Source organism: Klebsiella sp. RC2, from assembly GCF_014192815.1.
GTDB classification, from domain to species: Bacteria; Pseudomonadota; Gammaproteobacteria; order Enterobacterales; family Enterobacteriaceae; genus Klebsiella; species Klebsiella variicola.
In genome coordinates this window covers 723,715-740,319 of the sequence record NZ_JACHYL010000002.1, presented here as the reverse complement: position 1 = coordinate 740,319, position 16,605 = coordinate 723,715, and the positions used below count along the sequence as shown (strand labels likewise).

Sequence of the window (16,605 nt, the reverse complement as noted above, 5' to 3'; positions counted from 1 at the left end):
CGATTAATGATGCTCAACCTGATGGCTGTGCTCAATATCTTCCGATTTCTTGCTAAAGCGGCGACGAACCACCACGAAGAACACTGGCACGAAGAAGATGGCCAGAATCGTCGCGGTCACCATCCCGCCCATTACGCCAGTACCGACGGCGTTCTGCGCGCCGGAGCCGGCACCCGAGCTGATCACCAGCGGCATAACGCCGAGGATAAACGCCAGGGAGGTCATCAGGATCGGACGCAGACGCATACGCACTGCTTCAAGCGTTGCCTCAATCAGCCCTTTACCCTCTTTCTCCATCAGGTCTTTGGCGAATTCAACGATCAATATCGCGTTCTTCGCCGACAGGCCGATGGTGGTCAACAGACCCACCTGGAAGTAAACGTCGTTGGTTAAACCGCGGAAGGTAGCGGCTAACAGCGCACCGACCACACCCAGCGGGACGACCAGCATGACCGAGAACGGAATTGACCAGCTCTCATACAGCGCTGCCAGACACAGGAAGACGACAATCAGCGAAATGGCATACAGGGCAGGGGCCTGGTTGCCGGACAGTCGTTCCTGATAAGACATCCCGGTCCAGTCGTAGCCGATACCGGAAGGCAGTTTACCCGCCAGCTCTTCCATCAGGCTCATCGCCTCACCGGTACTCTTGCCTGGCGCTGCCTGGCCGAGAATTTCCAGGGACGGCAGGCCGTTGTAGCGTTCCAGACGCGGTGAACCGTATTCCCAACGCGAAGTAGAGAAGGCGGAGAACGGCACCATCTGACCATCGCTGCCGCGAACATACCACTTGCCGATGTCTTCCGGCAGCATACGGTATTTCGCTTCAGACATGATGTACACTTTCTTCACGCGGCCGCGGTCGATAAAGTCGTTGACATAGCTCCCGCCCCAGGCCGCGCCCAGCGTGGTGTTAATGTCGCTGATGGAGACGCCCAGCGCCTGGGCTTTTTCCTGATCGATATCGATTTTAAACTGCGGTGTATCTTCCAGGCCGTTAGGGCGCACGCCGGTCAGCACGTCAGGGTGCTGCGCCACCATGCCAAACAGCTGGTTACGCGCCTGGGTCAGTTTTTCGTGGCCCAGACCGCCCTGGTCAATGAGCTGGAAGTCAAAGCCGGTCGCGGTACCCAGTTCAACGATAGCTGGCAGGTTAAAGGCGAACACCATCGCATCTTTAATCTGCGAGAAGTAGCCCATCGCCCGGCCGGTGATCGCTTCAACTTTGTTTTCCTCACCTGGACGCTGGCTCCAGTCTTTCAGCGAGACGAACGCGATGCCGGTGTTCTGGCCGCGGCCGGCGAAGCCGAAGCCGTTAACCGCAAACACGGATTCCACGTTGTCCTTCTCTTTGGTGAGATAGTAATTCGTCATCTCATCCAGCACTTTCTGCGTACGCTCCTGGGTGGCGCCGGCAGGCAGCTGCGCCATGCTCAGGAATACCCCCTGGTCCTCGTCCGGCAGGAACGAGCTCGGCAGACGGACGAACAGCCACGCCATGCCCACCACGATGATCAGATACAGGACCAGATAACGACCGGTGCTGCGCAGAATGTTGCCTACGCTGTCGGTGTAGTGGTGCGTGCTCTTATCGAACATGCGGTTAAACCAACCGAAGAAACCGGTGGTCGCGCCATGGCTGCCTTTCTGAATAGGCTTCAGCATGGTGGCGCACAGCGCTGGCGTCAGGATCAACGCCACCAGTACCGACAGCGCCATCGCAGAAACGATGGTGATGGAGAACTGGCGATAGATGGCCCCGGTTGAACCGCCGAAGAACGCCATCGGGATAAATACCGCCGACAGCACCATGGCGATACCGACCAGCGCGCCCTGGATCTGTCCCATCGATTTACGCGTCGCTTCTTTCGGCGGCAGACCCTCTTCCGCCATTACGCGCTCGACGTTCTCGACCACCACGATGGCGTCATCCACCAACAGGCCGATGGCGAGCACCATCCCGAACATCGTCAGGGTGTTTATCGAGAAGCCAAACGCCGCCAACACCGCGAAGGTGCCTAACAGGACTACCGGTACGGCGATGGTCGGGATCAGCGTGGCGCGGAAGTTCTGCAGGAACAGATACATGACCAGGAACACCAGGATGATCGCTTCCACCAGCGTTTTAACCACTTCGTGAATAGAAATTTTCACGAACGGTGTGGTGTCATACGGGTAAACGATCTTCATCCCCGACGGGAAAAACGGCTCCATCTTCGCCAGTTCTGCACGGATAGCGTTGGCGGTATCCAGCGCGTTCGCGCCGGTAGCCAGTTTAATACCCAGACCCGATGCTGGCTGGCCGTTAAACTTCGCCACTACGTCATAGCTTTCGCCGCCCAGCTCAATTTTGGCGACATCGCGCAGACGAACCTGGGAACCGTCCTGGTTCACCTTCAGCAGAATGTTGCCAAACTCTTCGGTATTGGTCAGACGGGTTTGCGCGATGATCGAGGCGTTAAGCTGCTGGCCTTTCACCGGCGGCGTACCGCCTAACTGACCCGCGGCCACCTGGGCGTTCTGCGCTTTCAGGGCGCTGATCACGTCCACCGGCGTCAGCTGGAAGTTGTTCAGTTTGTTCGGATCCATCCAGATACGCATCGCGTACTGGGAACCGAACAGCTGAACGTCGCCGACACCGCTGGTACGGCTGATCGGGTCCTTCATGTTGGCCGCCACGTAGTCCGAAATATCGTCCTGGTTCATGGTGCCGTTGGTGTTAATAACGCCGACAACCATCAGGAAGCTGCTGGACGCTTTCTCAACGCTAATCCCTTGCTGCTGTACTTCTTGCGGCAGCAGAGGCGTCGCCAGCGCCAGCTTGTTCTGAACCTGAACCTGGGCAATATCCGGATCGGTACCGGATTCGAAGGTCAGGGTGATGGTCGCCGTACCGGTGGAGTCGCCATTGGAGGACATGTACATCAGGTGGTCGATACCGTTCATATTCTGTTCGATAACCTGAGTCACGGTGTTCTGCACAGTTTCGGCGTCAGCACCGGGGTACATGGCGGTAATGGAAATTGCTGGCGGCGCAATCGTCGGATATTGCGCTACCGGCAATTTGAGGATCGATAATCCCCCAGCCAGCATGATGATGATGGCGATCACCCATGCAAATATGGGGCGATCGATAAAGAAATTAGGCATGTCTTAACGGCTCCTGTTTAAGTTAAGACTTGGTTTGTTCTGATGGCGCGTTGCCTGCGGCTTGCTGTTTATCATCAGAAGCTACTTCCTGCGCTTTTACCTGCACGCCTGGTTTGATTTTTTGCAGGCCGGTGACGATAACGCGATCGCCAGTTTTCAGACCGTCAGTGACCAGCCATTTATCGCCGATCGCCTGAGAAGCAGTGACCTGGCGGACTTCGACTTTATCGCCTTCCCCGACCACCATGACGCTGGCGTCGCCGCGCGGCGTACGGGTAACACCCTGTTGCGGTACCAGCAGGGCGTCAGGGTTAACCCCTTCTTCCAGACGGGCACGCACAAACATCCCCGGTAGCAGGGTGTGGTCCGGGTTCGGGAAAATCGCGCGCAGCGTGATAGAGCCGGTGGTCTGATCGACGGTGACATCCGAAAATTCCAGCGTGCCGGCCTGCGGATACTTAAGACCGTCATTCGTCACCAGCTCCACTTTCGCTTTGCCGTTTTCCTGTTTCAGGCGGCCATCGGCCAGCTCCTGTTTCAGGCGCAGGAAATCATTGCTCGACTGGGTGACGTCAACATAGATCGGATCCAGCTGCTGAACAGTTGCCAGGGCAGTCGTTTGACCATTCTGCACCAGCGCCCCTTCGGTCACCGCGGATTTACCAATCCGGCCGCTGATCGGCGAGGTGACTTTGGTGTAGGCCAGATTGATGCGCGCAGTTTCCACGGCCGCTTTCGCTGCGACCACGGCCGCATTGCTCTGCTGTGCCGTCGCGACGGCGGTATCGTAGTCTTGTTGACTAATATATTTAGTGCCTAACAGTTTCTGATAACGCTTGACCGTCAGTTGATCCATGTTCGCTGCCGCCTGGGCTTTTGCCAGGTCGCCTTTGGCGCTGTCATAGCTGGCCTGATAGGTGGCGGGATCGATCTGATACAGGGAAACGCCGGCCTGGATGTCGCTACCTTCCACGAAGTTACGTTTTAAAATAATGCCACTGACCTGAGGACGGACTTCCGCAATGCGATAGGCGCTGGTGCGGCCTGGCAGTTCGGTGGTTATTTGTAGAGGTGCGGATTTGAGCGTCACAATACCGACTTCCGGCATGTGCTGGGCTCCTTGTTGAGCCGGTTTATCGTCACATCCTGTTAGCGCTAAGCTGCCTGAGAGCATCAGAACGACCGCCAGAGGCGTTAACCCTCTGTTTTTGTTCATATGTAAACCTCGAGTGTCCAATTTCAAAATGTTCAGTGGCTCAAACAACCACAAACCCACTACAGTCTTTCTATTATGGTCATGCTATGGTACATACATTCACAAATGTATGTAAACGTAACCTCTGTAAAGTCATTAACCTATGGCACGAAAAACCAAACAACAGGCACGTGAAACCCGGCAACTGATTCTGGATGTTGCTCTGCGTCTGTTTTCGCAGCAAGGCGTATCATCTACCTCGTTGGCAACAATTGCAAAAGCTGCGGGTGTAACGAGGGGGGCTATCTACTGGCATTTCAAGAATAAATCAGATTTATTCAACGAAATTTGGGAGCTGTCAGACGCCAGTATTAGCGATCTCGAAATTGAGTATCGGGCAAAATTCCCCAACGATCCACTCTCAGTTATCAGGGAGATATTAGTCTATGTTCTTGAAGCGACAGTGACAGAGGAACGTCGACGATTAATGATGGAGATTATCTATCATAAGTGTGAGTTTGTCGGTGAGATGACCGTAGTGCAGCAGGCCCAGCGGCAGCTCTCCCTGGCGAGCTACGAGCGTATCGAGCAGACCTTAAAAGAGTGCATCGCCGCGAAGCTGTTGCCCGCCAATTTACTCACCCGGCGGGCGGCCGTGTTAATGCGCAGCTACCTTTCCGGCCTGATGGAAAACTGGCTGTTTGCCCCTGACTCGTTCGACCTGCATGCGGAAGCGCGCGACTACGTCGCCATCCTGCTGGAGATGTATCAGTTCTGTCCTACGCTACGCGGCCCGGAGAGCCTGACAGCTTAACGTTAGCGCGCGGATGTACGTGAATTTTTAGCGCCGTCCGCCGCTATTCGCCAGCGAAGAGAAGTGCTATTCTGCGCGCTTGCGACGACCCCCGGTATTCTCCGGCATTTGCATTCATTCATATTAACTATGCTGCACACGATCTCCAGGCAACGCGCCACGTTTATCTTTTTCATTACGCTGCTCTGCTTTATTGGCCTTTTCAGCCCAGTTCAGGGCCGCGCCGCGGACCTCCCTGACCGGGCAGAGGTGCAGAGCCAGCTCAATACGTTAAACAAGCAAAAAGAACTGACTCCGCAGGACAAACTGGTCCAGCAGGATTTGACCCAGACGCTGGAAACGCTGGATAAAATCGAGCGCATCAAAAGCGAGACGGCACAGCTGCGTCAGCAGGTCGAGCAAGCCCCGGCGAAGCTGCGCCAGGCGGTGGATAGTCTCAACAATCTGAGCGACGTCCCCGACGACGCCGCCACGCGCAAAACGCTCAGTACGCTCTCTCTGCGTCAACTGGAATCACGCGTCACCCAGACGCTGGACGATCTGCAGAATGCGCAAAACGATCTGGCGACCTATAACAGCCAGCTGGTTTCCCTGCAAACGCAGCCGGAACGTGTGCAGAACGCGATGTATAACGCCTCCCAACAGTTGCAGCAGATCCGCAATCGGCTGAATGGCACCTCGGTGGGCGACGAGACGCTGCGCCCGACCCAGCAGGTGCTGTTGCAGGCTCAACAGGCGCTGCTCAACGCGCAGATTGAGCAGCAGCGCAAGAGCCTCGAAGGCAACACCGTCCTGCAGGATACCCTGCAGAAGCAGCGTGACTACGTCACCGCCTGGAGCAACCGGCTGGAGCATCAGCTGCAGCTGCTGCAGGAGGCGGTGAACAGCAAGCGGCTTACGCTGACGGAGAAAACCGCCCAGGAGGCGGTCACCCCGGACGAAACCACGCGAATTCAGGCCAATCCGCTGGTTAAGCAGGAGCTGGATATTAACCATCAGCTCAGCGAGAAGCTGATCCAGGCGACGGAGAACGGTAACCAGCTGGTGCAGCGCAATATCCAGGTGAAGAACTGGCTCGACCGCGCCCTGCAGTCTGAGCGGGATATAAAAGAGCAAATCTCCGTGCTCAGAGGCAGTCTGCTACTGTCGCGCATTCTTTATCAGCAACAGCAGACGCTGCCGTCGGCGGACGAACTGCAGGATATGACCAACCGCATCGCCGACCTGCGGCTCGAACAGTTTGAGGTGAACCAGCAGCGCGACGCGCTGTTCCAGAGCGATGCCTTTGTCGCCAAACTGGAGGAGGGGCACAGCAGCGAAGTGAACGATGAAGTCCACGCCGCGCTGCTGGAAGTGATCGACATGCGCCGCGAACTGCTTGACCAGTTCAACAAACAGCTGGGGAACCAGCTGATGATGGCCATCAACCTGCAGATCAACCAGCAGCAGTTGATGAGCGTCTCGAGCAGTCTGAAGGAAATTCTGACCCAACAAATTTTCTGGGTGAACAGCAATAAACCGATGGACTGGGAGTGGATTAAGGCCTTCCCGGAAGCGCTGAAAGGTCAGTTTAAGGCGATGAAAATCACCGTGAACTGGGAAAAAGCGTGGCCCGCGGTGTTTATCGCTTTCCTGGCCGGTTTACCATTGCTGCTGATTGCCGGCCTGATCCGCTGGCGTCTGCAGTGGCTGAAGGATTATCAGGCTAAGCTTGCTTCCCAGGTGGGGCAGCTGCGCAACGATACCCAGCTGCATACGCCAAAGGCGATCCTGATCGACCTGATTCGGGCCTTGCCGGTGGTGCTGGTAATTTTGGCGATTGGCCTGATCTTACTCACCATGCAGCTTAATATCAGCGGACTGCTGTGGGCGTACAGTAAAAAGCTGGCCATGTTCTGGCTGGTCTTTGGTCTGTGCTGGAAAGTGCTGGAAAAGAACGGCGTGGCGGTCAGCCACTTCAATATGCCTGCGCAGTTGACCAGCCACTGGCGGCGACAAATTGTTCGCGTCAGCCTCGCGTTGCTGCCGCTGAATTTCTGGTCGGTGATTTCCGAGCTGTCGCCACTGAACCTGATGGACGACGTGCTGGGGCAGTTTGTGATTTTCTTCAATCTGCTGCTGATTGCCGTGCTGGTCTGGCCGATGTGTCGGGAAAGCTGGCGTGATAAAGAATCACACAGCCTGCGCCTGCTGACGATCACCGTGCTGTCTATTGTCCCGGTAGCCCTGATGGTGCTGACGGCGACCGGTTACTTCTACACCACGCTGCGCCTGGCGGGACGCTGGATCGAGACCGTGTATCTGGTGATGATCTGGAACCTGCTGTACCAGACCGTGCTGCGCGGTCTGAGCGTGGCGGCTCGACGTATCGCCTGGCGCCGGGCGCTGGCGCGCCGTCAGCATCTGGTGAAGGAGGGTGCGGAAGGCGCCGAGCCGCAGGAGGAGCCGACTATCGCTCTCGAGCAGGTCAACCAGCAGACGCTGCGCATCACCATGCTGGTGATGATCGCGCTGTTCGCGGTCATGTTCTGGGCGATTTGGTCTGATCTGATCACCGTTTTCGCCTATCTCGACAGCATTACCCTCTGGCACTACAACGGTACCGAAGCGGGGGCCAGCGTGGTGCGCAGCGTCACGATGGGCAGTCTGCTGTTTGCCATTGTGGCGTCGATGGTCGCCTGGGCGCTAATACGCAACCTGCCGGGTCTGCTGGAGGTGCTGGTTCTCTCGCGTCTCAATATGCGTCAGGGCACCTCCTACGCCATCACCACCATTCTTAACTATGCGATTATCGCCATCGGGGCGATGACGGTGTTCGGGTCGCTGGGCGTCTCCTGGGATAAACTACAATGGCTGGCGGCCGCGCTGTCGGTTGGTTTAGGTTTTGGCCTGCAGGAGATCTTCGGTAACTTCGTCTCCGGTCTGATTATTCTGTTCGAGCGTCCAGTGCGCATTGGGGATACGGTAACCATCGGCACCTTCTCCGGTACGGTAAGCAAAATCCGTATCCGCGCGACCACCATCACCGACTTCGATCGCAAAGAGGTGATTATCCCGAACAAGGCGTTCGTTACCGAGCGCTTGATCAACTGGTCGCTCTCCGACACCGTGACCCGGGTGGTGATCCGCCTCGGCGTCGCCTATGGCTCCGATCTGGATAAAGTGAAAGAGGTGCTGCTGAAGGCCGCGCACGATCATCCGAAAGTGATGCAGGAGCCGGCGCCTGCGGTTTTCTTCACCACCTTCGGGGCCAGTACGCTGGATCATGAACTGCGTCTGTATGTTCGTGAATTGCGCGATCGCAGCTACACGGTGGATGAGCTCAACCGCGCCATCGACCGCCTGTGCCGGGAAAATGACATCAACATTGCCTTTAACCAGCTGGAAGTTCATCTGCGCAATGAAAAAGGTGATGAAGTCACCGAAGTGAAGCGGGACGGGAAGGGGGACGATCTGGCGCCCACCACCGCGTCCTGATCGAAGAGGGGCGGCGCAAAGCCGCCCCTGCTGCATCAGGGTGCCAGCGCGGCGAGTTCCTCGTCGCTGAGTCCGGTGAGTTCCTGCACGGTTTGACGTTCGAGGCCGCGCGCCAGCATTCTGGCGGCGATGCTGCGAGTGGCGGCTTCTCGACCTTCCTGCTCACCCTCTTGCTGTCCCTGTTTACGGCCTTTTTCTTCCAGCCATTCGGCAATGGTCATCATCAGCTCCTTATGCCTGGGCGACTGCGCCGCCAGCGTGCGGATCAGCGCCCCCGGATGTTCCGTAGTTCCCGCCTGCAACATATAGCGCAGCAGCGTATTCAGCTGCGCTTCTGTCAGATAGCCTTGCGTCATCAGCGCAATCAGCGGCACCTGCAGCTCGGCCAGATCGCGATGGCGGATATGCTTTTGCAGCAGTTCCAGCATGGCCATCCGCCGATGACGGGCGATCTGATTATCTGGCATTACGGTGAGGTCCACCAGCGGAAAATCATTGCTATAGAGCGCCTTCGCCAGCGCCGGATCGGCGAATAGCTGTTGCCAGTTGCGAGCCCAGGGCCAGGGGCTCACTTTGCCGTGATAAAACAGAATGGGCACCACCAGCGGCAGCGTGTCGTGGCCGGCGTCCAGATGACGCTGCATGGCGGCCAGCGCATAGCGCAGCAGGCGAAATGCCATCAGCTTGTCCGGGGTACTCTGGTGCTCAATCAGCGCGTACACATAGCCCGGTCCATGACGCGTGCGCAGTGAGTAAAGGATATCGGAATAGCTGGCGCGCAGGTCCTCTTCAACAAAGCTGCCGGAGACCAGCTGCAGCGAATCCAGTTCGCAGATCGCCAGAAACGGCGCGGGGAGATACAACTGCAAAAAATCCTTCGCGACCGCCTGATGCATGAGCATCTGGCGAAACACCGCGTCGTGTGGGGTTTGACTGACTTTTTCCATCAATATTGTCTCCAGTGGCGTCATGCGCAGAGGACCAGACTGCCAGCACACTGCCGGAGACAACATCCTACTTCTCTGGGTTTCGCGACCCGCTTTCCGCGTTTTTTAACTTGTTTGCATAATCCCGCCTGACAATTTCCAGCGCGCCCAGCACGGTTTGCGCCGGGATCTGATGTGATTCCAGCAACATGATTAAATCGACGGCCAGTTTGACCTCATCGGATGCATTTTCCAGCGACATCGGGCTCTCCTGTTAGCGCGTCAGCCGCGCCAGTACGTTTTCAATCTTGTCCAGTGCCTGTCGGCAGCGCGCCAACCGGCCGCTGTAGGCTTCAACTTCTTTCCCCAGCCGCTGCTGCTCGTCAAGGCTGGTCGCCTGCGCCAGCTGACGCTGACGTTGGTCGCGCATCGCCAGCAGGCGGCGCTCATACTCCTGATGCTGCAGGCGACGGCGCTGCCAGCGGCTCAGCGTTGGCGACGCGTGGTCCCAACTGCGCAAGGACCAGGTGGCGGTTTCACGACGCAGCGCGGCGATTTGCGCCGCCAGACGCTCGGCAATCCAGACCACCTGCGGCAGTTGCTGGCGCTCGACGGCCTGGCTCAGTTGGGAAAAGTTTTGCCGGGCTTCCGCCAGATAGTCCTGCATCAGCGTGCTGCGGGTATGAAAGAGCTGACGGTCAAAGCGTGGGCTCAGGGTCGCGTGCTCCGCCAGCGGCGCCACCAGCGCGGCCAGCTCGCTGAGCTGATCGTTCAGCGTTTGTAAAAGTTGAGCTGTTTTCACCACACCTCTCCATTCCCTTCCAGCCAACTGTGCTACAGTAGCCTCATCTGTTTGATAACGATTCGCATTATGCCACCTGTTATTCTAACCATTATCGGCTGGCTGGCGGTAGCGCTGGGTACGCTGGGCATCTTCTTACCGTTGCTGCCGACGACGCCGTTTATTCTGCTCGCCGCCTGGTGCTTTGCCCGCTCATCGCCGCGCTTTCACCAGTGGCTGCTGTATCGCTCCTGGTTTGGCGGCTATCTTCGCCATTGGCAGCAGTACCGCGCGATGCCTCGCGGCGCCAAACCGCGCGCCATTGCGATGATCGTAGTGACTTTTGCTATTTCGCTGTGGCTGGTTAAGCTTACGTGGGTGCGCATCATGCTGTTGGTCATTCTGGCCTGCCTGCTGATCTTTATGTGGCGCATTCCGGTGGTTGACGCAAAGCAACAAAAGCACTGATGCGCAATAATGCCTGTTGCAATTGTTGCTGACAGCCAGTAAATTCTGGCGTTTTCGAGCGCGGGCAAGCCTGGTCAAAGGTTAAACAAATGTTTCTTTGGCCCCTTTTGCACGCCCGTGGGTAACACCGTTTCAATCAGGCATACACTTATGACCGCAACTGCACAGCAGCTTGAATATCTGAAGAACAGCATCCAGAGTATCGAGGATTATCCAAAACCTGGCATTCTTTTCCGCGATGTCACCAGCTTACTGGAAGACCCGAAGGCCTACGCGCTTAGCATTGAACTGCTGACCGAGCGCTACAAAGACGCGGGTATTACCAAAGTGGTAGGGACTGAGGCGCGTGGCTTCCTGTTCGGCGCCCCGGTTGCGCTGGCGCTGGGCGTGGGCTTTGTTCCGGTTCGCAAGCCGCGTAAGTTGCCGCGTGAAACCATTGCCGAGAGCTATGAGCTGGAGTATGGCACCGATCAGCTGGAGATCCACGTTGATGCGATCAAACCGGGCGACAAGGTGCTGGTGGTGGACGATCTGCTGGCGACCGGCGGCACCATCGACGCGACGGTCAAACTGATCCGCCGTCTCGGCGGCGAAGTGCACGATGCCGCTTTCATTATCAACCTGTTCGATCTGGGCGGCGAACAGCGCCTGGAGAAGCTGGGGATCCACTGCTACAGCCTGGTGCCGTTCCCGGGCCACTAAGCAAATCCCTCCACATAGCCTCGCCGATCGGGCGGGGCTGTGATAGCATGACCCCTTCGTGATTTCACCTTCCAGCGTTTCAGAGCCAGCCCATGAGTTATCAGGTCTTAGCCCGTAAATGGCGCCCACAAACCTTTGCTGACGTCGTCGGCCAGGAACATGTGCTGACCGCACTGGCGAACGGCTTGTCGTTAGGGCGCATTCATCACGCTTATCTCTTTTCCGGTACCCGCGGGGTCGGTAAGACCTCCATCGCCCGTCTGCTGGCGAAAGGGTTAAACTGTGAAACCGGCATCACCGCCACCCCCTGCGGCGTGTGCGATAACTGCCGGGAAATTGAACAGGGGCGTTTTGTCGATCTGATTGAGATTGACGCCGCCTCGCGCACCAAAGTCGAAGATACCCGCGACCTGCTGGATAACGTCCAGTACGCGCCGGCCCGCGGCCGCTTTAAGGTCTATCTCATCGACGAAGTCCATATGTTGTCGCGCCACAGCTTCAACGCGTTATTAAAAACGCTGGAGGAGCCGCCAGCACACGTCAAATTCCTGCTGGCGACGACGGATCCGCAGAAGCTGCCGGTGACGATCTTATCCCGCTGCCTGCAGTTCCATCTCAAAGCCCTGGATGTTGAACAGATCCGCCATCAGCTGGAGCATATTCTTGGCGAAGAGCAGATTGCCTTTGAGCCCCGCGCGCTGCAGCTCTTGTCGCGGGCAGCCGACGGCAGCCTGCGCGATGCCTTAAGCCTGACCGATCAGGCGATTGCCAGTGGAGAAGGACAGCTGACGGCCGCATCGGTGAGCACCATGCTCGGCACCCTTGATGACGATCAGGCGCTGTCGCTGATTGAAGCGCTGGTCGCTGCCGACGGCGAGCGGGTGATGGCGGGCGTCAATGACGCCGCCGCACGCGGCGTCGAGTGGGAGGCGCTGTTGGTGGAGATGCAGAGCCTGCTGCACCGCATCGCCATGGTACAGCTGTCGCCTTCGGCGCTGGGCGCCGATATGGCCACGGTCGAAGTGCGGATGCGCGAACTGGCGCGAACCGTACCGCCGGGTGACGTTCAGCTTTACTACCAAACGCTGCTGATGGGCCGCAAAGAGCTGCCTTATGCGCCGGACCGGCGAATGGGCGTCGAAATGACGCTGCTCCGCGCGCTGGCGTTTCATCCGCGTAAGCCGCTGCCAGAGCCGGAAGTGCAGCCAGCACAGACCGCCGCGCCCGCGCCGCGTCAGCCGGTTGCCCCCGCTGCGCCGCCGCAGCAGCCGTCGCAGAGTTTGCCGCCGACCACCAGCCAGGTGCTGGCGGCCCGCAGCCACCTGCAGCGCAGCCAGGGAGCAACCACTCCAAAAAAGAGTGAACCGGCAGCCGCTTCCCGCGCGCGGCCGGTGAATAACGCTGCGCTGGAGCGACTGAGTTCGATTACCGAGCGCGTCCAGGCTCGTCCGGCGGCGGCTGCCCTTGAGCAGGCCCCGGCGAAGAAAGAGGCCTATCGCTGGAAGGCGACGACAGTGGTTGAAGAGGCCAAAGTCGAAGTCGCGACGCCAAAAGCGCTGAAAAAAGCGCTGGAGCATGAGAAGACGCCGGAGCTGGCGGCCAAGCTCGCCGAAGAAGCGGTCGAGCGCGACAGCTGGGCGGCGGAAGTGAGCCGGCTGGCGGTACCTAAGCTGGTCGAGCAGGTGGCGCTCAACGCGTGGAAAGAGCAGGAGGGCAGCCGCGTCTGTCTGCATCTGCGCCCCAGCCAGCGTCACCTCAATTCCACCGGCGCGCAGCAAAAGCTGGCTGAAGCGCTGGGGGTGTTGTACGGTACGCCGGTTGAATTGACCATCGTGGAAGATGATAATCCCGCGATGCGTACGCCGCTGGAGTGGCGGCAGGCTATTTATGAAGAAAAGCTCGCGCAGGCGCGCGAAGCCATTATCGCGGATAATAACATTCAGACCCTGCGTCGTTTCTTCGACGCCGATCTGGATGAAGAGAGTATCCGCCCCATTTGAACGCCAGTCTGACTGGCATTCAGTACCTTTAACGATGACTGAGAGAGAAGCCTATGTTTGGTGGAAAAGGCGGCCTGGGTAACCTGATGAAGCAGGCCCAGCAGATGCAAGACAAAATGCAGAAGATGCAGGAAGAGATCGCTCAGCTGGAAGTGACCGGCGAATCCGGCGCGGGTCTGGTGAAAGTGACCATTAACGGCGCGCACAACTGCCGCCGTGTGGAAATCGACCCAAGCCTGCTGGAAGACGACAAAGAAATGCTGGAAGATCTGGTGGCTGCCGCGTTTAACGACGCCGCGCGCCGCATTGAAGAGACCCAGAAAGAGAAGATGGCTTCCGTTTCTGCCGGTATGCAGCTGCCGCCAGGCTTCAAGATGCCGTTCTGATGCAAACCAGCCCGCTGTTAACTCAGCTTATGGAAGCGCTGCGCTGTCTGCCGGGCGTTGGCCCGAAGTCGGCGCAGCGCATGGCGTTTACCCTGCTGCAGCGCGATCGCAGCGGCGGTATGCGCCTGGCGCAGGCGCTGACGCGCGCGATGTCGGAGATCGGCCACTGCGCCGATTGCCGCACCTTCACCGAGCAGGAGGTGTGCAATATCTGCAGCAACCCGCGTCGCCAGGAAAACGGCCAGATCTGCGTGGTGGAGAGTCCGGCGGACATCCACGCCATCGAGCAGACCGGGCAGTATTCCGGCCGCTACTTCGTGCTGATGGGGCACCTGTCGCCGCTCGACGGCATCGGGCCAGATGACATCGGGCTCGATCGCCTTGAACAACGGCTGGAAGCAGAGTCGATCACCGAGGTGATCCTTGCCACTAACCCGACCGTTGAGGGTGAGGCGACGGCCAACTACATCGCGGAGCTGTGCGCGCAGTATGGCGTTGATGCCAGCCGCATCGCCCACGGCGTGCCGGTGGGCGGCGAGCTGGAAATGGTCGACGGCACCACGCTGTCCCACTCGCTGGCCGGTCGTCACAAGATTACTTTCTGAACAAATGGAGGCGGCCAGCGCCGCCTCCGCTTGAAAAATTTCCCCGCAGTCCCCATCTCCCACTCAACGGTTTTTTACCCCATTTAAAATGGCATTGTTGAGGTTGAATCAGATGAAAGGACAAGAAACTCGTGGTTTTCAGTCAGAGGTAAAGCAACTTCTGCACCTGATGATCCATTCCCTCTATTCCAACAAAGAAATCTTTCTGCGTGAGCTGATTTCCAACGCCTCTGATGCGGCCGATAAGCTGCGTTTCCGCGCGCTGTCGCAGCCGGATTTGTATGAGGGCGATGGCGAGCTGCGCGTACGGGTTTCGTTTGATAAAGACAACCGCACCCTGACCATCGCCGATAACGGTATCGGCATGAACCGGGAAGAGGTTATCGATCATCTCGGCACTATCGCCAAATCCGGCACCAAAGCGTTTCTGGAATCGATGGGTTCCGACCAGGCGAAAGACAGCCAGCTGATCGGCCAGTTCGGCGTCGGCTTCTACTCTGCCTTCATCGTGGCGGATAAAGTGACCGTGCGTACCCGTGCGGCGGGCGATAAACCTGAGAACGGCGTGTTCTGGGAATCCGCCGGCGAAGGGGAATACACTGTTGCCGACATCACCAAAGCCGATCGCGGCACCGAAATCACCCTGCATCTGCGTGAGGGCGAAGACGATTTCCTCAATGACTGGCGCGTGCGCTCCATCATCAGCAAGTATTCCGACCATATCGCGCTGCCGGTTGAGATTGAAAAGCAGGAAGAGAAAGACGGCGAAACCGTGATTTCGTGGGAAAAAATCAACAAGGCGCAGGCCCTGTGGACCCGCAGCAAGTCCGAAGTGAACGACGACGAATACAAAGAGTTCTACAAGCATATCGCTCACGACTACAGCGACCCGCTGACCTGGAGCCACAACCGCGTGGAAGGTAAGCAGGAGTACACCAGCATGCTGTATATCCCGTCGCAGGCGCCGTGGGATATGTGGAACCGCGATCATAAACACGGCCTGAAGCTGTACGTGCAGCGTGTGTTCATTATGGACGACGCCGAGCAGTTTATGCCGAACTACCTGCGCTTCGTGCGTGGCCTGATCGACTCCAACGATCTGCCGCTGAACGTCTCCCGTGAAATCCTGCAGGACAGCAGCGTGACCCGCAACCTGCGTACCGCGCTGACCAAACGCGCGCTGCAGATGCTGGATAAGCTGGCGAAAGACGACGCTGAAAAATATCAAACTTTCTGGAAACAGTTCGGCCTGGTGCTGAAAGAGGGCCCGGCGGAAGATCCGAGCAACCAGGAAGCGATCGCCAAACTGCTGCGTTTCGCGACGACGCATACCGACTCCTCCGCGCAGACTGTGTCGCTGGAAGAGTATGTCTCGCGGATGAAAGAAGGCCAGGAGAAGATCTACTACATCACTGCCGACAGCTATGCGGCGGCGAAGAGCAGCCCGCACCTCGAACTGCTGCGTAAGAAAGGGATTGAAGTTCTGCTGCTCTCCGATCGCATCGACGAGTGGATGATGAGCTACCTGACCGAGTTCGACGGCAAAGCGTTCCAGTCGGTGGCGAAAGCCGACGAGTCGCTGGACAAGCTGGCGGATGAAGTGGACGAGTCCACCAAAGAAGCTGAAAAAGCGCTGGAGCCGTTCGTTGAGCGTGTGAAAAACCTGCTTGGCGACCGGGTGAAAGAGGTGCGTCTGACCCATCGTCTGACCGACACCCCGGCGATTGTCACTACCGATGCCGATGAGATGAGCACGCAGATGGCGAAGCTGTTCGCGGCAGCGGGCCAGGCGGCACCGGAAGTGAAATACATCTTCGAACTGAACCCGGCGCATCAGCTGGTGAAACGCGCCGCCGATACTCAGGATGACGCGCAGTTCGGCGAATGGGTAGAGCTGCTGCTGGATCAGGCGCTGCTGGCTGAGCGCGGCACGTTGGAAGATCCGAACCAGTTTATCCGCCGTATGAACCAGCTGCTGGCTTCCTGACGCGAACCTGAACGAGTAGCCCGGCCAAGCGACGCGACGCCGGGAACGGGATAAATGCCCCGCCTGAGCAATTTGCTCCGGCGGGGCATTTCACATTGGATTGCATAAAATATC

General features: G+C 58.0%; 13 protein-coding genes and 1 other annotated feature. Of the genes, 8 read left to right on the top strand and 5 right to left on the bottom strand.

All coding sequences use genetic code 11. The features are described from left to right. Positions 1-3: 3 nt before the first annotated feature. Both acrB and acrA read right to left on the bottom strand, forming a co-directional pair. Positions 4-3,150, bottom strand: coding sequence for a multidrug efflux RND transporter permease subunit AcrB (acrB, locus tag FHW76_RS08380; protein ID WP_008805437.1), 3,147 nt, complete (start codon positions 3,148-3,150; stop codon positions 4-6). Between the two features lie 22 nt (positions 3,151-3,172). Continuing rightward, positions 3,173-4,366: a multidrug efflux RND transporter periplasmic adaptor subunit AcrA gene (gene acrA / locus FHW76_RS08375; protein WP_008805438.1), complete on the bottom strand. Its 1,194-nt coding sequence runs from the start codon at positions 4,364-4,366 to the stop codon at positions 3,173-3,175. A gap of 142 nt (positions 4,367-4,508) precedes the next feature. Here acrA and acrR point away from each other — a divergent pair, with 142 nt between their 5' ends. Next, positions 4,509-5,159, top strand: a complete 651-nt coding sequence (acrR, locus tag FHW76_RS08370; RefSeq protein ID WP_008805439.1) for a multidrug efflux transporter transcriptional repressor AcrR — start codon at positions 4,509-4,511, stop codon at positions 5,157-5,159. A gap of 129 nt (positions 5,160-5,288) precedes the next feature. Beyond that, positions 5,289-8,636, top strand: a complete 3,348-nt coding sequence (gene mscK / locus FHW76_RS08365) for a mechanosensitive channel MscK (RefSeq protein WP_012542666.1) — start codon at positions 5,289-5,291, stop codon at positions 8,634-8,636. Between the two features lie 35 nt (positions 8,637-8,671). Here the strand turns inward: mscK and FHW76_RS08360 are convergent, their stop codons facing one another. The 3 genes from FHW76_RS08360 to priC all read right to left on the bottom strand — a co-directional run bounded on the left by FHW76_RS08360 (position 8,672) and on the right by priC (position 10,364). Continuing rightward, positions 8,672-9,583 carry an Rpn family recombination-promoting nuclease/putative transposase gene (locus FHW76_RS08360; RefSeq protein WP_004191634.1) on the bottom strand — a complete coding sequence of 304 codons (912 nt, stop codon included), beginning with the start codon at positions 9,581-9,583 and terminating at the stop codon, positions 8,672-8,674. 67 nt (positions 9,584-9,650) lie between these two features. Continuing rightward, positions 9,651-9,824 carry a pleiotropic regulatory protein RsmS gene (gene rsmS, locus FHW76_RS08355; protein WP_183476549.1) on the bottom strand — a complete coding sequence of 58 codons (174 nt, stop codon included), beginning with the start codon at positions 9,822-9,824 and terminating at the stop codon, positions 9,651-9,653. Positions 9,825-9,836: 12 nt separating this feature from the next. After that, positions 9,837-10,364 (bottom strand): primosomal replication protein N'', encoded by a 528-nt coding sequence (priC, locus tag FHW76_RS08350; RefSeq protein ID WP_016160398.1) that lies wholly within the window; start codon positions 10,362-10,364, stop codon positions 9,837-9,839. A gap of 69 nt (positions 10,365-10,433) precedes the next feature. Between priC and FHW76_RS08345 the strand changes: the two genes are divergently transcribed. The 6 genes from FHW76_RS08345 to htpG all read left to right on the top strand — a co-directional run bounded on the left by FHW76_RS08345 (position 10,434) and on the right by htpG (position 16,491). Beyond that, complete coding sequence (locus tag FHW76_RS08345) at positions 10,434-10,811, top strand: DUF454 family protein (RefSeq protein ID WP_008805444.1); 378 nt, start codon at positions 10,434-10,436, stop codon at positions 10,809-10,811. Between the two features lie 150 nt (positions 10,812-10,961). Further along, positions 10,962-11,513, top strand: coding sequence for an adenine phosphoribosyltransferase (apt, locus tag FHW76_RS08340; protein WP_012542663.1), 552 nt, complete (start codon positions 10,962-10,964; stop codon positions 11,511-11,513). Positions 11,514-11,605: 92 nt separating this feature from the next. Continuing rightward, on the top strand, positions 11,606-13,513 hold the full coding sequence (dnaX, locus tag FHW76_RS08335; RefSeq protein ID WP_012968809.1) for a DNA polymerase III subunit gamma/tau: 1,908 nt from the start codon (positions 11,606-11,608) through the stop codon (positions 13,511-13,513). Next, positions 12,846-12,910: a sequence feature (DnaX frameshifting element), on the top strand. It overlaps the preceding gene by 65 nt. 53 nt (positions 13,514-13,566) lie before the next feature. Next, positions 13,567-13,899 (top strand): YbaB/EbfC family nucleoid-associated protein, encoded by a 333-nt coding sequence (locus FHW76_RS08330; protein ID WP_008805448.1) that lies wholly within the window; start codon positions 13,567-13,569, stop codon positions 13,897-13,899. Beyond that, on the top strand, positions 13,899-14,504 hold the full coding sequence (recR, locus tag FHW76_RS08325) for a recombination mediator RecR (RefSeq protein ID WP_008805449.1): 606 nt from the start codon (positions 13,899-13,901) through the stop codon (positions 14,502-14,504). Before FHW76_RS08330 ends, recR begins: the two co-directional genes overlap by 1 nt. Positions 14,505-14,616: 112 nt before the next feature. Continuing rightward, the gene (htpG, locus tag FHW76_RS08320) at positions 14,617-16,491 is read left to right on the top strand and encodes a molecular chaperone HtpG (protein WP_183476547.1); all 1,875 of its coding nucleotides are present in this window, start codon (positions 14,617-14,619) and stop codon (positions 16,489-16,491) included. Positions 16,492-16,605: the final 114 nt, after the last annotated feature.